16 protein-coding genes and 1 pseudogene are annotated in these 17347 nt (G+C 65.2%); 10 read left to right on the top strand and 7 right to left on the bottom strand.

The window, feature by feature from the left end:
- Positions 1-5: 5 nt before the first annotated feature.
- Positions 6-869 carry a radical SAM/SPASM domain-containing protein gene (locus tag ACGFZS_RS42420; RefSeq protein WP_393799634.1) on the bottom strand — a complete coding sequence of 288 codons (864 nt, stop codon included), beginning with the start codon at positions 867-869 and terminating at the stop codon, positions 6-8.
- A 99-nt stretch (positions 870-968) separates the two neighbouring features.
- On the bottom strand, positions 969-1463 hold the full coding sequence (locus ACGFZS_RS42415) for an NUDIX domain-containing protein (protein ID WP_393666899.1): 495 nt from the start codon (positions 1461-1463) through the stop codon (positions 969-971).
- A 1251-nt stretch (positions 1464-2714) separates the two neighbouring features.
- Between ACGFZS_RS42415 and ACGFZS_RS42410 the strand changes: the two genes are divergently transcribed.
- The 3 genes from ACGFZS_RS42410 (at position 2715) to ACGFZS_RS42400 (ending at position 4313) form a co-directional block, all read left to right on the top strand.
- The gene (locus ACGFZS_RS42410) at positions 2715-3542 is read left to right on the top strand and encodes a Scr1 family TA system antitoxin-like transcriptional regulator (RefSeq protein WP_393666886.1); all 828 of its coding nucleotides are present in this window, start codon (positions 2715-2717) and stop codon (positions 3540-3542) included.
- A complete protein-coding gene (locus ACGFZS_RS42405) occupies positions 3539-3748 on the top strand; it encodes a DUF397 domain-containing protein (RefSeq protein WP_393666884.1) in 210 nt (69 codons plus the stop codon). Before ACGFZS_RS42410 ends, ACGFZS_RS42405 begins: the two co-directional genes overlap by 4 nt.
- A gap of 199 nt (positions 3749-3947) precedes the next feature.
- Positions 3948-4313, top strand: coding sequence for an SH3 domain-containing protein (locus ACGFZS_RS42400; protein ID WP_393666882.1), 366 nt, complete (start codon positions 3948-3950; stop codon positions 4311-4313).
- Between the two features lie 1217 nt (positions 4314-5530).
- Here ACGFZS_RS42400 and ACGFZS_RS42395 read toward each other — a convergent pair.
- Positions 5531-6334 (bottom strand): GntR family transcriptional regulator, encoded by an 804-nt coding sequence (locus ACGFZS_RS42395; RefSeq protein ID WP_393666880.1) that lies wholly within the window; start codon positions 6332-6334, stop codon positions 5531-5533.
- A gap of 249 nt (positions 6335-6583) precedes the next feature.
- Here ACGFZS_RS42395 and ACGFZS_RS42390 point away from each other — a divergent pair, with 249 nt between their 5' ends.
- The 6 genes from ACGFZS_RS42390 to ACGFZS_RS42365 all read left to right on the top strand — a co-directional run bounded on the left by ACGFZS_RS42390 (position 6584) and on the right by ACGFZS_RS42365 (position 10915).
- Positions 6584-6964, top strand: a complete 381-nt coding sequence (locus ACGFZS_RS42390) for a hypothetical protein (RefSeq protein ID WP_393666879.1) — start codon at positions 6584-6586, stop codon at positions 6962-6964.
- A gap of 14 nt (positions 6965-6978) precedes the next feature.
- Positions 6979-7443: a hypothetical protein gene (locus ACGFZS_RS42385; protein ID WP_393666877.1), complete on the top strand. Its 465-nt coding sequence runs from the start codon at positions 6979-6981 to the stop codon at positions 7441-7443.
- 209 nt (positions 7444-7652) lie between these two features.
- Positions 7653-8780, top strand: coding sequence for an FtsK/SpoIIIE domain-containing protein (locus ACGFZS_RS42380; protein WP_393666897.1), 1128 nt, complete (start codon positions 7653-7655; stop codon positions 8778-8780).
- Entirely contained in the window at positions 8777-8968 is a 192-nt protein-coding gene (locus ACGFZS_RS42375; protein WP_365694898.1) for a hypothetical protein, read from the top strand. Before ACGFZS_RS42380 ends, ACGFZS_RS42375 begins: the two co-directional genes overlap by 4 nt.
- 64 nt (positions 8969-9032) lie before the next feature.
- On the top strand, positions 9033-9389 hold the full coding sequence (locus ACGFZS_RS42370; protein ID WP_393666874.1) for a hypothetical protein: 357 nt from the start codon (positions 9033-9035) through the stop codon (positions 9387-9389).
- Between the two features lie 83 nt (positions 9390-9472).
- Positions 9473-10915: a replication initiator gene (locus tag ACGFZS_RS42365; RefSeq protein ID WP_393666872.1), complete on the top strand. Its 1443-nt coding sequence runs from the start codon at positions 9473-9475 to the stop codon at positions 10913-10915.
- 1135 nt (positions 10916-12050) lie between these two features.
- On the opposite strand, the gene ACGFZS_RS42360 is transcribed toward ACGFZS_RS42365, so the two are convergent.
- Complete coding sequence (locus ACGFZS_RS42360; RefSeq protein WP_393666870.1) at positions 12051-13574, bottom strand: recombinase family protein; 1524 nt, start codon at positions 13572-13574, stop codon at positions 12051-12053.
- 49 nt (positions 13575-13623) lie between these two features.
- Between ACGFZS_RS42360 and ACGFZS_RS42355 the strand changes: the two are divergent.
- Positions 13624-14034 (top strand): annotated as a pseudogene (locus ACGFZS_RS42355) (SAM-dependent methyltransferase); the annotation flags it as partial.
- Positions 14035-14099: 65 nt separating this feature from the next.
- On the opposite strand, the gene ACGFZS_RS42350 reads toward ACGFZS_RS42355, so the two are convergent.
- Genes ACGFZS_RS42350 through ACGFZS_RS42340 form a run of 3 tightly spaced genes read right to left on the bottom strand, consistent with a single transcriptional unit; the run spans position 14100 to position 16821 of the window.
- The gene (locus tag ACGFZS_RS42350; RefSeq protein ID WP_393799633.1) at positions 14100-14900 is read right to left on the bottom strand and encodes an amino acid ABC transporter ATP-binding protein; all 801 of its coding nucleotides are present in this window, start codon (positions 14898-14900) and stop codon (positions 14100-14102) included.
- Positions 14897-15826 carry an amino acid ABC transporter permease gene (locus tag ACGFZS_RS42345; protein WP_393799632.1) on the bottom strand — a complete coding sequence of 310 codons (930 nt, stop codon included), beginning with the start codon at positions 15824-15826 and terminating at the stop codon, positions 14897-14899. The genes ACGFZS_RS42350 and ACGFZS_RS42345 overlap by 4 nt, the downstream gene beginning before the upstream one ends.
- Positions 15827-15858: 32 nt before the next feature.
- Positions 15859-16821, bottom strand: coding sequence for an ABC transporter substrate-binding protein (locus tag ACGFZS_RS42340; RefSeq protein ID WP_393799631.1), 963 nt, complete (start codon positions 16819-16821; stop codon positions 15859-15861).
- Positions 16822-17347: the final 526 nt, after the last annotated feature.

Raw genomic sequence — 17347 nt, 5'->3', positions numbered from 1 at the left:
CCAGTTCAGTCGTACGCAGGCTTGCACGCTTCGGTGTTGGCCGGGTCGCAGTCGCCCGAGTCGTCCGGAGTGCACGCGGCCCGTGGAGCGGGGATCCGTGCCGAAAGATCCCTCCACGCCTGCCCGCCGAGCAACTCGCGGAGCGGAGTACGGAGCACGTTGCCCGCCGGGAAGTCGCGCGAGAGCACACAACCGGCGAGATCGCCGTTCGGCAGGACGGCGGCCCGGCCTCGCGTGCACCGACCGCACATCTCACTCAGAGTCGGCTTCGTGCCGGGCAGCATGGCACGGCCTACAGCGCGCACCCGGTCCGTGCCGATGTTGGTCACGCCCATCGTTTCCAACTCCGCGCGGGCTTCCTCGACGCGCTGGTTCGGAAGGATGTCCACGATCCCGGCCCGGATCGTGATCCCGCGTACGACGGCCTCGCGGATGTTGCACCGGGTGCGGGTGTAGCTACCCGCGCGGCCCGTGATCTTGTCGTGCTCCTCGGGGTCGTCGCTGTAGTAGCTCGTTCCGAGCGTCACGCCGTCACGGGCGAACACGTCCCACCACTCCGCGCGGACGTGAAACAGGTTGGAGTACACCTCCACATGCAGACCGAGCGACAACGCGAGATCTGTGAACTCCCGCCAGTTCGGGTGAACGGTCGGCTCCCCACCGATCAGCTGAACGGTTCGGATGCCGAGCGCGGCAGCGTCCGTGATGACTGCGCGCCAGTCATCGGGGGTCATCGTGCCGTGCGTGGCCTGCGGGCTGGACTCCGACAGACAGTGCGTGCACGAGAGCTGGCACTTCCCGGTGATCTCCAGTTCAAGGGACTGGATTCCCGAAGCCTGGAATACGGGCGGCTCGGTGAGCGTGGTCATGCGTCGGTTCCTTCCTTGTTGGCGCTCTGGTGTGATCAGATCCCGCCCGGCTACTACAAGTCCGTTGCGCGCAGTAGCCGAACGGGAGCCTTGTCTTGGTCAGATGACCGGGTTGCCGTGCATGAGCAGCGGTAGCCGGTGGCCGTTCTCGATGGCGTGCACGGCTGCCCAGATGCGGCGATGCTGGTAGGGCAAGGCGTACTTGCTCAGGTCCGCGAGGGGAACCCACTGGAAGTCGGACAACTCGTGTGCGGCTGAGGCCGGCACGGATACGGCGGCAGCCTCCTTGGCCGTGAGCCGCCCTCCGTCGCACACCACGTTGAACCCTTCGGCGGATGTGCCGTCTTCTGCCGCAGGAACCTGGTCCAGCGCGACGAAGTGAGTCGGGGTACGGCTGAGACCCGTCTCCTCCTGGAGTTCCCGGGCGGCTCCGACCTGGATGGACTCGCCTCCGTGCAGCCCCCCACCCGGGAGAATCCACCCGGACTTGTACGTCGGTTTGACCATGAGAACGTAGCCGTTGCTGTCACGCAACAAGACCACGGCGCCTATGCGGCGGCGCGGTGGAGCCGCTGAGGAAATGTCCCGATGCACTATCAGTTCCCCCGTCACTCTTCGTCGGCGGTCGTCTGGTGGTCGCCGTACGGGCTGTCCGGCGTGTGGGAGCGGATGTAGCGATCGGCTTGCGTCCGCTGAGGCGTGGGATACGGGTTGCTCACGGTGTCCCGTTTGGTGGCTGCCGCTGTGGCAGCGAGGGTGTTCCTGGCCTTCCTCATTGCATAGATCTCCGTCCCCTGCTGTGTGTTGGTGCGACCCGGCCGGCTGCCCGCCGTCGCCAGAGCAGCCGACCGGGAAGTAGTCCCCGCTCCGCCCCAGTACGGCGGTTGAAGCGGGTGGACCCCTTGCCCGGACTCGAACCGGGGTCTCTCCCGAGCACTACGGTTGAGGGCGCGTGCTCTATCCAACGGCGCAAAGGCCGTTGGAGGTGCGAGGAGGCTCTTCCTGACTGAGTTACAAGGGGGTGCTGTGCCCGTGACCGGGATCGGACCGAAGCAGCCTGGTCGTGGCCGTTGGAGTGGGTGGCGACATGGCTGTCTTCACGGGCTCCGTGCCGCGCACTCTGTTGTCCCCGGCGGCCGGGGATCGCCCACCGTCGGAGACGCGGCAGCGGTCGTGCCCTCTTCCCGCCCCGACGGGGGAAACGGGGCGGGAAGAGGAGTCTTTACGTTGCAACCCCCTGCCACATCACCCAAGGGCGTTCGATCATCTCGGCAAAGCTTGTGTGTCCGGGGTGCTGACGAAGGTGATCAAACGCCCACATCTGAGGCTCGGTCGGGTCCGTGTTCGCCTCTGACGTTGCGGCGCATTCGGTGTCGTCGTCGTTGAGGGTGAGACATCGCAGCGCGTAGGTGGTCGGCGGCGCGTCTTCGTCCCGATCGGGGCGCAGCGTGAAGTCAACAAGCCGTGAGCCAGACTCGGAGACAGTCACAGCACATCACCCCGGCTTCGCGCGTTCTTGCGGGCCGTCGCGTATCTCAAGCGCTGTTCAGGGGTGGCCGGCCGTACCTCTTCGGGCTCTACCTCCCACTCGACTCCGCCACGCTCGGGGCGCAGCGCCCAGCGGGAACCCATCACACCGCGAAACTCGCCGACCCGATCCTGAGCATCCACCAAGATCGTGCCGGTAGCTGGGAGGCGTGGGGGCTCCTGCTGCGGAGTGCTGTTTTCGCCAGACAAGGGGCCACTCCTCTCCGTAGCGCTTCCACTACCAGGGCGGCTCAGCGTGGCCTACAGTCGGGAACCATTCAACTTGTCAGGCCGGGACGAAAGGTTGGTCAGACCTCCTTGAACCGCCGGGAGTTAGACCCAGACAGTTCACCGCAAGCCGCGTTCGGGGCACGTCTGCGCAGTTCACGGGAGGCACGCGGCTGGACGCAAGAGACCTTGGCCGAGCAGATGGGATATTCCAGCACGCATATCTCGGCGGTTGAAACTGGGCGCAAACTTTCAACTCTTCCGTTCTCGACAAGTGCCGACAAGGCGTTAGGGACGGGCGATACGTTCGAGCGGGCCTGGCGCACGATGCGGCACGCCGGGTTGCTAGAGGGTTTCCCGCAGTTCGTTGAGCAAGAGGCGCAAGCAGCAGAGATCAGGCTGTATGAGGTGGGCGTCATGCCTGGTCTACTTCAGACACCGGAGTATGCGGCGGTCCTTGCGCAGAGTGCCGTCAAGCGGGGTGCCATCACAGGTGAACAGGCGGAAGAGCGTGTGACCCTCGTGGCAGAGCGACAAGCTGCGTTGGTCCGGACACCCCCGCCGTTGATCTTCGCAGTGCTTGACGAAAGCTGCCTTCGTCGGCCGATCGGCGAACCTGCCGTCATGGCAGCGCAGTTGGCGCGGTTGCAGGAGTTCGCCGACCTGCCACACACGCATCTACAGGTTGCCCCGTTCGGCATGGGTGCACGTAGGCCGTTCAACCTGCCTGTCTACATCCTTACAATGCCGGACCGCTCTCTCATGTCGTACGCCGAGTCTGCGCAGCGCGGTCATCTGGAGCGCGAAAGCTCGTTCGTCCTGCCCATGCTGACGGCCTACCATCAATTACAGGCTGAGGCACCGTCGCAGGCGGACTCCGTGGCCATGATCGACGATCTTCGAAGGGGCACCCCGTGACGACCGAATCCCCGCGTTGGGTTACGTCCTCGTACAGCGACAACGGCGGCGCATGTGTTGAGGTCGCCGCAAACCTCGTCGCCTCTCGCGGCGTGGTTCCCGTCCGTGACTCCAAGATCCCTACAGGGCAAGTGCTTGAGTTCCCTGCCGCAGCGTTCTCTTCCTTCGTGACGGGCGTCAAGGCTGGGAGGTTCGACGGGGCCTGAACCGGTCGAACCGTCTACCGCTATCGCGCTCGGCCGGGACTTCCCGGCCGAGCGTTTTGCGTAGCGGCCGGCGCAGGCTCGCACTCATTCGAATAAGAGGTTGACCATTCGGCGTGAGCGCCGAATCCTGGTAACTCATTCGGATGAGTGACTGAGTGAAACCAACCACCCGTGCGGTATGACAATGATGGAGTTGATCATGAAGAACAGGGCTCTGCGGTCGCTGGCCATGGCGGGCGCTCTGACGGTGGGCTTCGGCCTGGTGGGTTCGTCGGTGGCCTCGGCGATGATCCCGCCGGACCCCGGCGGATCGTCGCCTCTGGTCCGTACGTACGCGTCAACGACGACGAAGACGCCGACCGTGAACGGCCTCCGGGTCCGGAAGGGTCCGGGCACCAACAGGACCATACTGGGCCTGATTTACAAGGGGGACCGGGTCAAGGTCACCGGCTCCGCGCGCGACGGCAAGGGGCAGCGATGGGACCACGTGAAGCTCACGCGGCGCTCGGCGGGGGGTCTGCCGGCGGGGTACGTGGGCTGGGTCACGGAGATGTACCTCTACTGACTCGCTGTTCAGTAGCTGATTTGGGTGGCCTTCTTCGCTCCGGCGGGGGAGGTCACCCTTCCGCTTCTTTTGTCACATGCCTGCGACACGCCCACGGGCACACTCTGTAGCCCCTTGTAAACACAGGGGGCGCAAGTAAACTGCATGGTCTGTTCCTGGGACTGCACATGCGTTCGAACGGGGCGGGGGCCGGTCGCGCTAACCAACGAGTGCGAGGGTGAATTGTGCGATGACGGAAAGTACGTCCTCGGGCGTCGGGGGAGACGGCAGTGCCGATGAAGCCGTGTTCACTCGGGGAATTGACTACGTGTCAGCTTGGCGCGAAGCAAACGTTGCGGTTCAAGAGCTGCTGACTGCGGCGGAGGCTGTAGGCCTCGACGTACGGGTTGTGCGGGCGGTGCCGCATGCGGGCGCGAACGGGGCGCCCGTGGTGTGGTTCAGCCCTGAGGGGGTTCGGCTGATCGCTGCCTTCATGCGGTCGGTGCATCCGGGCGACGTTGGAGCGCAGAACACGGATACAGGAGGCGGGACTTTGGCAGGCAAGGGATGGCAGACCCGGGCCGGTTCGAAAGTGCGGATCGTGCGTCAGCATGACGGAGAGTTCATCCACTGTGACGGCTGCCCTCGGCCGATCAGGATTACCGGCGTCGGGTCCTCTGCTGCTGCGGCTCGTCAGCATGCGAACTCCTGCCGGAAGTAGGCGGGCCTGTGCAGGTAGCCGGCTGACGGCAGCCTGGGCGTGCGGTAACCCCTATGGCGGGAAGGTTGCCGGTCGCGTGCGTGATGACCTCACGCGCGCACGGATCTTGGCCACGACGAGACCTGCATTCGCGCGTGAGGTTGTCACGCCTGGGCGGGGTCCAGGGGTGCGCTATAGCACCCCTGGTACCACCGGCCCCGGCTCCGATCGTCACGGCCTGGCGGTCCTCGGCGCGGCACGCTGACGGCTGGAGCAACCCGCTTTCCTCGACCCTGACATGCGCCTCGGGTGCGGGACGCTCGGCGGCCTGGAACGGCGGCTCCGTTCTCGGTGCCGGACTGCAACGACAGAGCCCCCGCGATGAAATCCGCGGGGGCTTCTCTGTTGCTCAGGGGTCGGCTCCTGGGTGTCGGGCGGTTGCCGACCGGACGGGACCGGCCGCAGGCCGCATGCCCGGCCGGGGCGGCATGAGCCGCCCGGCGCGCCGGAGGCGCGCCCTTGAACAAGTAGAGAGAAGTTACTCCGATTCGGAACGTCGGCGCGGGGCGCGCTTGGCGGGTGCCTTGGTCGGCGTCACGTTGAACGCTAGCTGGCACGTGGCGGCGGGCGCTCGTAGCTCCTCGCACAACAGCTGGCGCGCCTGCTCGGGGTCGAAGGTGATGCGATAGGCGATCAGGAGCGGGGATGCGTCGTCCAGACCGAGTGCCATCCGCTCGTCCGGGAACGGCGCGCGGGCGCTCACGAACTCGGTGAATTCGAGTGTGAAACCGACCTGGGTGAGCTGCTCGTAGATCTCGCTTGTCGGCACGTCGGGGGCCTCGGCGAGTCGGGGTGCGTCGGCGGCGGTGGCAAGGGGGATGAGTGTCCGGTGCGCCATCCGGGTTCCCGTGTTCGGGTCGTAGACCATGCGGTCCACGCTGATGGCGTCCTGGTCCTGCTGTCCGAGGTGGATGGCGGGCGGTCCGTCCAGGCTCGTACGGCTGACGGCGGGCGCCTCGGCCTCTGCCATCTCCGGGAGGAACCAACTTCCCTTGGTGCCTCGCTGGATGGTGCGCGGGACGGTGACGGGCGGGACGGCGCCTCCGGTGCTGATCACAATGGAGCCCTTGCCCTGGCGGGTCTCGATCAGACCCATACGCTTCAGCTCACCCATGGCCGTGCGGATGGTGGCTTTGCCGACCCCGTACATCTGTTCCATCAGGGCTTCCGACGGGAGGATCTCGCCAACCTGGTACCGGCCCCGCTTGATGTCGGCGGCGACCTTTTCAGCAACCTGGGTGGCCATGGTCGGGCGGCGCTGGATGTGCTCGCGTGCTGACATGGGCTGGTGGCGTCCTTCTCTCGGGAATGAACAGGTCATCGGGGGTGTCAGGGGGCTCGGTCGTTCGTGCCGGGTTGGTTGTCAGTGGGCCGTGATACCTGTTGGTGGGCCCTGGTGCAGGCAGTCATAGGCAGTCATCCACTCATGAGAATAAGTGGTTGACCCCTCCGCGTATAGCGGGTCACGATGATCCCCCAACTCATTCGAATGAGTGGATGAGTTACTGAGTGCGAGGTGAGGTGAAGTCCTGTGCAGAACAAGCCTGTAGACGTCGGTCGGCTGGGGTCCATCCGCTGTGTGGTCCCGCCTGAACTGCGTACCGGTCCTGACGGGCGGGTGCGTCAGGACCGTGACGGCAACGCGCAATGGATCACGGGTCTGTCGGTGCGGCAGGCGGAGGGACGCCGTGCTGACGTGATTGAAGTCGTCACCTCCGTCCAGCCGCAGGGCATCACGGAAGGCTCCGAAGTCAGGGTCGAGAACCTGTGGGCTAATGACTGGGCGGTGGACGGCCGTACCGGTACGTCCTACCGGGCCGATGGCATCACGCCTGTGGCCTCGACGTCCGGCGCTCCTTCGGCGGCCGGCGGGCAGAGTGCCGGTCCGCGCGGCAAGTCGGGTGATGCCTGATGAAGCGCCATCGGATGGAGCGCTACTTCTGGCACCTGTCCGGGCCGCAGGCTGACGGCCTGGCCTGCGTGCTCTGCGGGGCCGACTACCTGAAAATGCGGATCCCCTCCGTTGAGGTCGGCAAGGTCCCCGAGACGGAAGCGCCGGTCTACGCCTGTGCCGACCCGTGCGCGGAGAAAATCGCTGCGGCGGCCGATCAGATGGCCCGTGAGATGCGGGAGGCTGCCGCAGAGGTCGGAGCGAACTGGGATGCCGACTCGGACGACGATGACGGCCACCTGGGAGCTGACGGCCACTTCGGTCACCTCCTCCGTGACCTGCGGGCGCTGTCCGGCACGGAAGCGCTGTTGGCGGTCACCGACGACATGCCGTCCATCCGCTACCTGCTGGGGCTGACCTCCCGGCACGCCGAAGCGGCCATGATCCGGGCTAAAGCGCTCCTGGAGCGTACGGCGGACTCGGCGGACGGTGACGGCTGATGCCTGGGCCCCCGATTGTCTGGCTGCTGATCGCGTTGTCCATCGTGGCGGTTCTGACGCGGAGTTGGTGGGAGCCGCGTCTGACTGCGCGGGGGGTCCGTCCTCAGGCGTGGCCGTGGCGGTGGTGGCTGGTCGGCTACCCGCAGACGGCGGCGCGGGTCTGGTGGACGTGGCGGCGTCTGTCCTACCTGAACGGTCTGTCGGTGAGCATGACCCCCGACCGACAGGTCATCGGGCGCAACCTGGTGGTGCAGGGGACGGCGCTCAAACCGAGGCCTCCTCGTCGGGCGTGGCCCATGCCGACCCGGACGGGCCTGACGCTGCGGGTGATCCTGCACCCCGGGCAGACTCCGGCGCCGTACTTCGCGGCGGCGCAAGCGATGGAACACGCCTGGCGGGTCCACGGGGTGAGGGTCCGCTCGCCCCGCCGGGGTCAGGTCCTCATCACGGTCACGGCGGCCGATCCGCTCACCGGGAGGACGCCTGTCCCCAAGCCACTGCGCCCGGAGCTGTTGACGGCCCTTGTCGGGCGGACCGAAGAGGGTGAGCCCTGGGTGATCAGCCTCCGGAAGATTCCGCACTGGCTGATCACGGGCGCCACTCAGTCCGGGAAGTCGTCCCTCCTGGCGGCGCTGGTCAAGGAACTCGCTCCTCAGCCGGTCGCCCTGGTCGGTATCGACTGCAAGGGCGGGATGGAACTGGGCCTGTTCGGCGGCCGGCTCTCGGCCCTGGCCATCGACCGGAGAGAAGCGGTCGGCCTGCTGACCGGGGTGGTCGCAGAGATCCAATTCCGGATGGGCGTCTGCCGGGCGGCGGGCAAGCGGTCCATCTGGCACCTGCCGGAAGACATCCGGCCGGTCCCCCTGGTGGTGATCGTTGATGAGCTGGCGGAGCTGTATCTGACCGACGGATCACGAGAGTCCAAGGAAGAGGCAGAGCAGTGCGGAACGCTGCTCCTGCGCGTCGCCCAGCTCGGTGCGGCGCTCGGCGTGCACCTGGTCGTCGCCGGCCAACGCGTCGGCTCTGACATCGGAGTACGGGTCACTGCCCTGCGCGCGCAGCTCGGCGGACGCGTCGCCCACCGCTCCCACGACGAAGCCTCGGCCGAAATGACGCTCGGCGATATCAACCCGGATGCCGTGGTCACCGCGCAATCGATCACCGAGGACGAACAGGGCGTTGCCGTGGTCGCCATGAGCGGCCAATGGGTCCGCGCCCGGTCCCACCTGATCACGGTGGCGGACGCTGCGGAAATCGCCGGGACAGAACCTCCGGCTAATCCCTTCCTGATTCAGTCGGATCCCGCCGAATTCACGAAAGGAGGTGGTACCGCGTGAGCAGAGAAACGCTCTACGTCATCGACAGCATGCTCTTCCTGTACGCATTCATGATCGCCCGGTCCCGGGAAGTCCCGATCCATCAGGTGATCCTGATATGCCTGGCCGGATTCCTGCTGGCCATGACCCCTCTCGGCTATCCGGTGTGGGCCCTTTTCCTGGTCATCGGAAACGGCCTCTTCGGATAACCCAGAACCCGGCGAGACCTGCCAGCCGGCGCACTCGCCACATCCCACAAAGGAGAAAACAGAAATGAAGTCCCAGCTCCTCGCCCGTACCGCTGCCGTCGCCGCTCTCGGCCTGACCCTGGTCACCGGCGCCACGATCAACGCCACGCACGCGAGCGCCGTCACCAAGGACACCACCAAGATCTCCTGCAAGGCGGTGAAGGTCCACAAGCAGCCCAAGAAGACCTCCACCGTGGTCGGCATCGCCTACAAGGGCGACAAGATGGTCTACGACCAGTGGGCCTACAAGAAGAGCGAAAAACAGTGGTACACACGCGGGAAGATCACCCGCAAGAGCGACGGCGCCAAGATCTACGGATACGTCATCTGGAACTGCGCCAACCCGTACGGCACGAACCCGGCGCCCACTCCGAAACCGTAATCCGAGGCGCATTCGCCGCAACCCCCTGAAGGAAAGCTGACTCGATGATCCCCGCGCCTATCCCGCGCGAAAGGGGGCCTCCTATGCCCACTGACACCGAAAAGGCGCGGCGCTCAGACCTTCATCAGGCTGAGCGTCTGCGCCTTCTTTCATCCACCGAACGAGACCTAATCCGGCTCGCCAACGAACCCGGATTCCATCGCTGGCTCGAACAGATCAAATCCATAGGCGGCTGCGCACATCCGATCTACCTTGCCGGTCACACCACAACGCGCGATGCCATCACGGGTGAGGTGCTGCGCCACTACGACACGAGCGAGGAACCCGGCGGGCGCATGCCGCTGCGCTGCCGCAACCGCCGGGAGACACGCTGTGAGCCCTGCTCCCGGCTCCACTCCGGCGACACCTTCCACCTGGTCCGCTCCGGCCTCCTCGGCGGCAAGGGCGTCTCTGAACGCGTCCAGCTCCACCCCCGGCTGTTCGTCACCCTCACAGCTCCATCCTTCGGCGCAGTACACCGTGCGAGCGGCCCTGAGGGTGCCGTATGCCGTCCTCGACGTGACGGCGGCTCCTGCGAGCACGGGCGCTCTCTCGGCTGCGGCCAGACGCACGCGGACACCGACCCTGCCGTCGGCCAACCCCTGTGCCCGGACTGCTACGACTACGTGGGTCACACCCTGTGGCACGCAAGCGCCGGCTCCCTGTGGAACCGGTTCTGTCACACCCTCAGGCGACACCTGGCCACGGCGGCAGGCATCACACAGACACGACTTCGTGAGCACCTGACTCTGTCCTTCGCCAAAGTCGCCGAGTACCAGAGGCGCGGGGCTGTGCACTTCCACGCAGTCATCCGCCTGGACGGACCGGATGGGCCTTCCTCGCCCCCACCCGTGTGGGCCACGTCGGAAATGCTGGCTGGTGCCGTCCGTTCCGCTGCTACTTCGGTGGAAGTCCGCACGCCCTACTCTCTGGCAACCGGTGAGCGGGTCATCCGCTGGGGTGTACAGCTTGACGTCCATTCGATCCGATCCGAGGCATTTGGCGGCTCAACGGTACTCACCGACGACGCGGTTGCGGCCTACGTAGCCAAGTACGTTTCCAAGAGCGTGGGCGATTCCGGCGGTGTCGACTACCGGATAACCGCCTACGAGGGTATTGAACTCGCCCCGGTCAACTCCCATTTCCGGGCACTCATGGCTTTCTGCTGGCGTCTGGGCGGCCTCCCCGAACTGGAACGCCTGAAACTGCGGGCATGGACTCATACCCTCGGATTTCGGGGACACGTGCTCACCAAATCTCGTCAATACTCGACTACTTATGGCGAGCTGCGCGCGGTGCGAGCGGAACATTACGAGGATGAGGTTGGCGGCGGCATAACGGCAGCAACTGAATCTTCCTGGCGCTATGTTGGTTCCGGGCACTCGCCTGCTGAAGCGGAAATTGCATACGGCATAGCGGAAGATTTAGCGAACCTACGCGAAATCAGAAGATGCATGATCGCTGAGGAGTGCGAGCGTGCTGCATGAAGAGTACGCGGGCCATTTTTACGCGAGTCGCAGAATAAATGGTCGAACAGAGAGTCTGCGCACCTGGCGTGTTACGGCAGATACCCGCAACGTGGCACAGGTGGCGGCTCGGAAACTCGGTGGGGAAGTCCATGGAACGGAGAATTCGCCCGGCGGCCCGTGGGAAGTGTTAACCGAATCTTCTGCTCTTGACATTCTTCTTAGCGATATATCTGGTGGTGATATTACTTTTTCTCTGCCTGGGGAGGTTGGGATTGGGAGGTTCTTCTTCAGTTCTGACATGTGGAACTCGGGAGAGATTTCCCGAATATCGAATCGGGGGTCTGATTTCGTCCGATGCGAGTTGAAGCTAGAGGCTATCGAATTTCGGACGCGAACGGGATTGACGGTTCTCTATTTTTTACCGTCGATCGAATTGCGTGTCTCGGGTGTGTAGGCTTCCGGGGTGCAGGAGACCCCTGGCAAGCCCGCGTCGTTGGTTGGGCTTCGGTCGGTATAGCCGCGTAGCGGGTTGTACAATCGCGGGTCATGGATGCTGGATTAGCGGCCGTGTGCGGTGCTCTGGCGGGTTCTGTCGGAACTGTCGGGGCAGCACTTGCCACGGGGTGGGCGCAACGTGAGAGCGCAAGGATTTCTGCGCGCGCAGAACATCGCAGAGGCAGTAGCCAACAACGGCGCGAACAATACCGGACTCTTATTTCTGCGGTAGAAGAAATGAAGGATATGACGGCGTTGCCTTGGGGGGCTGGACTTCATGGTCCATACGAGATGACGGCGCAGGAGAGCGAACGTATTCTTGAGTTGGATGAAGTTATTCGCACTTCATGGCAAGAGATAGTTCTGTTGGGGCCGCGATCCCTCGTAGGTCCTGCGGGTGCTGTTCACGTCTGCTCAAGGCAACTCGCCCAGTCTCTGAAGGTGCTAACTGCTACTGCGGAAAATCACAGAGATGAAATGGCGCATTTGGGGCGAGATATGCTAATGGGGATGGCGAGGGATGCCGCAAACCATCTCGTAGATTCTAGTGCCATTTTCTTAGTGGCTGCTCTCGAAGCCTTGGAGGATGACGGAACTTAGATGTGTCTTCCTATTTGGAGCCCCGATGTTCATTCGTCGGGGCTCCTGGTGTGCGGCGTTAGGCGGCGGCTTGGGTCCAGAGGTCAGCGCCCATGATCCGAACTCGTTCCTCGGCCCTCGCTGGGAAGAGCGTCACCCGTACGTCAAACCCGCTCAGTAGTTCACGGCGGGCTGCATCGTCGTGCGCGGCGTGCCACTCGTCGGCCACGGTCCTTCCGGTGGGCACCATGCGCATCCCGGCGGGGCGCTCGGGCATCTTCTTGAGCTCGCTGATCTCCCGTCCCATGCGGGCGTATTCCTGTCGGTACCATTCCGCGTCGTCGTCTGAGTCGTAGAGACCTGCCGAGCGGTCATCGCGTAGGCGTTTACGGTCGGCCTCCAGTTCGGCGATTCGAGCGGCGTATCCGGTTCCCGGGTCGTACTGGCGCTTCATGAGCTGACCGCTTCCGTACCTCGCCAGGAACCACTCAGTGACGATCTTGTTCAACTTGGGAACGGACATGTTCGGTGCGGGGGAGCAGTCTTTCGATGAGATGACCCCGAGTACGCGCCCGTCGCAACCGTAGGAGTTGTTCTGGCCCTTACGTCCGTAGATGTACAGCGTCCGGCCACAGTTTCCGCAGTGCGAGCGGCCCGAGAGGAGATACGTGGACTTTGGGGCTCGGCGTTCCTTCTCGCTCACCTTGCGTTTCGGGGCAGTCTTCTCGATCAGGGCGTCCCTGGTGGGGCGGTCCCACAGGGGGGCGGCAAGGCGCCTCGGGTGTCCGTCCGGCCCGATCACCGGCCGGCCGTCGTGCATGAGGTAGCCCAAGGAACCCTCATCGACAAGCAGCCTCTTCAGGGTCTTCGCGTTCCACCGGAACCCCTTCGGCTTGCGGCCGCTCTCGACGGCGCGGTGGTCCTCCGGGGTCGGAACTCCCTCACGGCTGAGGCGCGCGGCCTCGGTGTGCACCGTGATCTCTCCCGTGTCGTCAGCCAAGATGCGCTCAGCCACGGTGCGAAGAACCTCCGCCGGCATTGGGTCGATTTCGACGTGATCGACCTTGCCGTTGGGAGTAAGCCGCACGTAGCGGTATCCGTACCGGTTCTTCTGCTTCGGCTTCCCGGCGGCACGGGCCCGCTGTGTGTCGTCGCGGTTCCGCTTCTGGATCGCTCGCAACTCCATCTGGGCTCCGAAGGATTCCATGGAAAGCCGCATCTCGTCGGTGGGGTCGGTGAGATCCCAGGGTCCGTCATGGCCGTACGTGACCAACAAGCGGCCAGCCTCGTGGATCGTATAAGCGGTGTTCAGTACGTCGCGCTGGTTGCGGCCGATCCGGTCGACGGCGGCGCCTACGATGCCGGAATACGGGCCTGCCTCGCCTCGGAGCCACGGGCCAAGTCCCGGCCGTGTGAGGGGGTCTGTGGCGCCTGAGACCTCCCAGTCATCGGCCCACGCGATGATGTGACCACCGACGGACTCTGCGGCGCTGAGAACCTGGTCCAGTTGCTTCGCAGGGCTGTTGCTCGCGTCCTTCATGCGCGAGAGGCGGCGTACGCCTATCAGGCACTTCCCGCATCCGTCGTACTCGGTGGTGATCACCTGGTCCATGGTGGCCGCTCTCCGTTCCGCACGCATGTGCGTTTAGGGAGCGCTCCTCACCGCCACGGCCCTGCACTGGCTGCACAGCGAACCCCTCGCGGCCCTCTACGGTCAGGTCGCGGGACTCGTCCGCGACGGCGGTGTCTTCATGAACGCGGACCACATGATCGACGACAGCACGCCCCGGATCAACGCGGCGGAGCGGGCCCAGCGGCATCTCCGCATGGAACAGGCCAAGGCCTCGGGCGCGCTGGACTGGGCCGAGTGGTGGCAACTGGCGGCCCAGGACCCGGTGCTGGCCGGTCCGACCGCCCGCCGCTTCGAGATCTACGGCGAACACGCGGACGGTGACATGCCCTCGCCGGAGTGGCACGCGCGCGTGCTCCGGGAGAAGGGGTTCGGGGAGGCCCGGCCCGTGTGGTGCTCGCCCTCGGACACCCTGCTGCTCGCCGTCAAGTAGCCGCCGTCACACAGACCGAAGGGGCGGTACGAGCATGCTCGTACCGCCCCTTGTGGGTCGTACCGCTACAGCACCTTCGACAGGAACGACTTCGTCCGGTCGTGCTGGGGGTTGCCCAGGACGTCGCGCGGGTGGCCGGACTCGACCACCACGCCGTCGTCCATGAAGACCAGGCTGTCGCCGACCTCGCGGGCGAAGCCCATCTCGTGCGTGACGACGATCATCGTCATGCCGTCCTCGGCCAGGTCCCGCATCACGTCCAGGACCTCGCCGACCAGTTCCGGGTCGAGCGCGGAGGTCGGCTCGTCGAAGAGCATCAGCTTGGGCTGCATGGCGAGCGCGCGGGCGATCGCGACGCGCTGCTGCTGGCCGCCGGAGAGCTGCGCCGGGTAGTGGCCCTTGCGGTCGCCGAGACCCACCCGGCCCAGGAGCCGCTCCGCCCGCTCCCGGGCCACGGCCCTGGACTCGCGCTTGACCTGGACCGGCGCCTCCATGACGTTCTCCAGAGCCGTCATGTGCGGGAAGAGGTTGAAGCGCTGGAACACCATGCCGATGTCCCGCCGCTGCGCCGCGACCTCCTTCTCCTTCAACTCGTAGAGCTTGTCGCCGTGCTGGCGGTAGCCGACCAGGCTGCCGTCCACGTACAGGCGGCCGGCGCTGATCTTCTCGAGGTGGTTGATGCACCGCAGGAAGGTGGACTTGCCGGAACCGGACGGGCCGATCAGGCAGAACACCTCGCGGGGCAGCACCTCCAGGTCGATGCCCTTGAGGATGTGCGACAGCCCGAACGACTTGTGCACGCCCTCGGCCTTGACCATCGGGGCGCCGCTGCTCGGCGGGGTGATGTCCTTGGCGAGAGAGGTCATCGGGCCACCTCCGGGCGACGGAACGAACCCCACTGGGACAGATTCCGCCGCAGCCGCTGCAGCGGGGTGGGCGGGAGGTTGCGCGAGGAGCCGCGGGCGTAACGGCGTTCGATGTAGTACTGCACGATGCTGAAGATCGTGGTCAGGAACAGGTACCAGATGCAGGCGACGAAGTACATCTCGACGACCGCCAGCGAGGTGCTGGAGATGTCCGTGGCCTTCTTGATCAGCTCGGGGAGCTGGACCGCGTAGGCCAGCGACGAGGTCTTCAGCATGTTGATGAACTCGTTGCCGGTCGGCGGGATGATCACCCGCATCGCCTGCGGCAGGATCACCCGGCGCAGCGTCTGGCCCTGGGTCATGCCGAGCGCGTGCGAGGCCTCCGTCTGCCCCTCGTCGACCGACTGGATGCCGGCGCGGACGATCTCCGACATGTACGCGGCCTCGTTGAGGCCGAGGCCCAGCAGGGCGGTGAGGACCGGGGTCATCACCTGGTTCATCTCGTCCTTGTAGAACCCCAGGTTGAGGATGGGGAAGACCAGCGCGATGTTGTACCAGAGCAGCAGCTGGACCAGGACCGGGGTGCCCCGGAAGAACCAGATGTAGAACCAGGACACCGTGCTGGTGACCGGGTTCGACGACAGCCGCATCACCGCGAGGATCACGCCGAGCGCGACGCCGAGCACCATGGCGAGGACCGAGATGTAGAGCGTGGTCCAGGCGCCGGAGACGATGCCCTTGTCGAAGAGGTAGTCGGGGATGACGCTGTAGTTGATCTTCGCGTTGGAGAAGGCGATCCCGATCATCACCACGAGGGCGAGGACCACGACGCCGGACACCCAGCGGCCGTAGTGGCGGACCGGGATGGCCTTGATCTGCTCTGGCGGCACCGACGCCGCCGGAACCTTGTCGACCGGTTCAGTCACAGTGACAGTCCTTCAGTCGTGCCCGAGGCCGTTCAGGAGCCGCCGTTGATCTTCGCCTCGGTGACCGCGCCCTGCGTCACGTTCCACTTCTCCAGGATCTTCTGGTAGTCGCCGTTCTTGATGATGGCGGCCATCGCGGCCTGGAGCGCGTCGCGCAGCTGGGTGTTCTCCTTGGCGACCGCGATGCCGTACGGGCCGGCCTCGATCTGGTCGCCGACGACCTCGAAGTCCTTGCCGCTGCCCGAGGTCTTCGCGTTGTAGGCGGCCACCGGGAAGTCGTTCAGGTCGGCGACCGAGGCACCCTGCTTCAGCCGGAGCAGCGCCTCCGGGTCGGTGTCGAAGGTCTGCAGGTCGATGGCCTTGTTGCCGTCCTTCGTGCACTTCTCGCTCTGCGCCTTGGCGATGCCCTCGGACGTGGTGCCCTTCTGCAGGGCCACGACCTTGCCGCACAGGTCGTCCAGGGACTTGATGCCCTTCGGGTTGCCCTTCTGGACCAGGATCGAGGTACCGGCGGTGAAGTAGTCGACGAAGTCGACACCGTTGCCGACCTTCTTGCCGGTGTCGGAGTCGATGCCGTTCTGGCGGTTCTTCGTGTCGTTCATCGCCGACATGATCACGTTGAAGCGGTTGGCCTGCAGACCGACGATCAGGTTGTCGAACTTGCCGTTCTGGAAATCGAACGTCACGCCCAGCTGCTTGCCCAGCGCGGCCGCGATGTCCGGGTCGACGCCGACGGCCTTGCCGTTCTCCATGTACTCGACCGGCGGGTAGGCGATGTCGGAGCCGACCTTGATCACACCGGCCTTGCGGATGTCGTCCGGCAGCTTGCTCGCCAGCGGGGCCGAGGAGGTGGACGAGGAGGAGCCGGTGTCGCCGCCCTTGTCCGTCTGGTCACCGCAGCCGGTGAGGACAAGGGCGCCTGCGACCGCGATCGCACCGAACGCGGCAATCTGGGAGCGCGAGGTGGTGGTACGACGGGTGGAGCTTGCGGTCATGGTGGGTTCCTCCGGCAGTGGGTAGGACAAGCCGATATACCGATGTGTCTGATATGTCGATATGCCGTTGGGTCGACGGAAACACACACCTTCGGGTGTCGCGACCTCGTGGGTTTACGGCATCCTGCCATTGGGATTGCTCCATTCAGGCCTGTCACCATGTCAAAATCGGATAACGGGTGACCCCCGAGACGCGCCGGGTCGACCCCTCCCCGGCCCGCCGCCCCGCACATCTGCGGGAATCCCACCTTCCGGCCGGAAGATCTTCGGTTCATCTCCGGTTCATCGCGCGGCGCGGCAGCACGGCATACGACGGTCACTTCCCCGCTCATCTGTCGGCTGTCTACGACATCCGTGATGTGACCTTGCACCTATTCGACTCGTCGTGGGCGCCGTCCGTCCGGTAAGAAGGTTCTTTACACCCCTCATCCGGGGCTCAGGGCGCGTGTGCGGCGCGCCCGTCGCGCAGGTGCTCGTACGTGCCACTCGTACGTATCAGTGATCGGGCCCTGCGCGGTGCCCGCCC

The sequence above is a fragment of the Streptomyces sp. NPDC048288 genome (assembly GCF_043201555.1).
GTDB lineage: Bacteria > Actinomycetota > Actinomycetes > Streptomycetales > Streptomycetaceae > Streptomyces.
This window is presented reverse-complemented; position numbering and strand designations above follow the sequence as displayed.